At 44.3% G+C, this 1,581-nt stretch carries 2 protein-coding genes; both read right to left on the bottom strand.

Annotated features, from left to right (window positions below; all coding sequences use genetic code 11):
* Nucleotides 1-322: 322 nt before the first annotated feature.
* Nucleotides 323-598, bottom strand: coding sequence for a YlxR family protein (locus F6K49_RS47555; protein WP_075904775.1), 276 nt, complete (start codon nt 596-598; stop codon nt 323-325).
* Nucleotides 599-1,400: 802 nt separating this feature from the next.
* Nucleotides 1,401-1,581 (bottom strand): hypothetical protein (locus F6K49_RS47550; RefSeq protein WP_293109531.1); only part of this gene is annotated, 181 nt, incomplete at its 5' end.

Raw genomic sequence — 1,581 nt, 5'->3', positions numbered from 1 at the left:
GATAAGCGATGCTCAACAGATAATCAACCATCCATGCTTTTTCGTTGGTGTGTTCACCTCAACGGTAGTTTGATAAGTTTATCTATTATCGCGTGCTTCTTTCCTGTGAAAAAAGCCAAGCAGCATTATACATTGACGATTCGGTTAAACCGCCTAATCAGCACGTATGCCTTTAAAGGTAGCTAGCGTATAATCGAAGTAAATTCACCTCCCTTTTGAAACCAGAGCATCAATAGAACTAATGACTTCCTTTGTATACTAACGATTACTTATGTTCACCGGACAAACATACATGGAAGCAATTGCCGCGCTTATTCACCCTTTAATTACCTAAATTGGGTTGGCTTGGCATGGTAGCTAAACGCTGCCATAAAGTTTCGTACAGATTTTTTGGCACCGATGCGCGCAGTGATCGCCCCAGTCGGTTTTTCTTTTGAGCCGCCGCTAGGCAACTCAATTGAGGACATAAGTAAGCTGAACGACCCATACCCTGATCTAATTGTACCTTTCGTGACGGATAGACTCGGACAATACGCCAAAACTCTTGTTTTGGTCCTACTTTACGGCAGCTAAGACAACGTCGATAGTTGGGTTTCATAAGGGTTTTCGGTTTGGAAAATCTCAAAAGTCCTCCTTCTTTAAAGGGTACGGTAGATGGAGGCTTGTAGGGCGTTTGCGATTGGGCAAACGCCCTGTTTACCTGATTGAGTTACCCAATGAAACCAAAAATCAATGCCAGAGGCCGGTAAAACGGCGTTGCTGATTCTGGGTATGGTTTTGCCCCCCTAGCCCCCCAATTTTGGGGGGAACAAGACTTTCTTGCGTCCCCCAAATTTGATACCGTTGGCGAAATTAATATTTGTTTACACAAGAGTAGCAGATGGGTAACTTTAAGTTCATGCTCCCCCAGAATTGGGGGTTGGGGGGCTATAAAGACTGCTGTCTTCAGGCTGATATTACTAAATGTTAAATTCGCCAGCAGTATCAAATTTGGGGGATTTAGGGGGCTTGACCAAAACCAAATGTCGCGCATTCATTCCTTGATTCAGCAACGCCGGTAAAACGGGTGTGGGCTTGCCCGGTGGTGTGAGCAGAAGATGAAAAACTATAGTAGAGATACTCACACCCTTGAGACTCGGATGACTAACACAAGAAGAAAATCACCACACCCACCGGCAGTAGGCGATAGGGGGTAGGCAGTAGAGTAACGAGCGCAGAAGTGGAAGGATTGAATAAGTCATTGGTTTGGAAGAAAACTGTCAAAGAATTCTAGACCACAGCGGATACCGCGCACCCCACTACCATTCTAAACCGACAAGCTTAGGGCTATCATTGTATACCATTACCATTCTCAACCTTGGCAAAACTTTCCTCACCTCAGGGTGAACCCCTAAAACTACTTATTCTTCTTCTTGAGCACCCAAATCAAGCACTGGCTCAGGATCCAGTACATTTTCTGGCATTTCTACTCCTTCTTCGTAATCTTCCTTTAACTCATTGCTATCGACATCTTCTTCTTCTAGGGTATCCTGTTTAGAGATGTCTGTAGTCTCTTTTTTGTATTCCGCAGCATCTTTAATG

The organism is Moorena sp. SIO3I6, from assembly GCF_010672095.1.
This window is presented reverse-complemented; position numbering and strand designations above follow the sequence as displayed.

Coding starts and splice junctions, on each gene's coding strand:
- F6K49_RS47555 (WP_075904775.1), bottom strand. CDS start 598: ATGAAACCCAACTATCGACGTTGTCTTAGCTGCCGTAAAGTAGGACCA.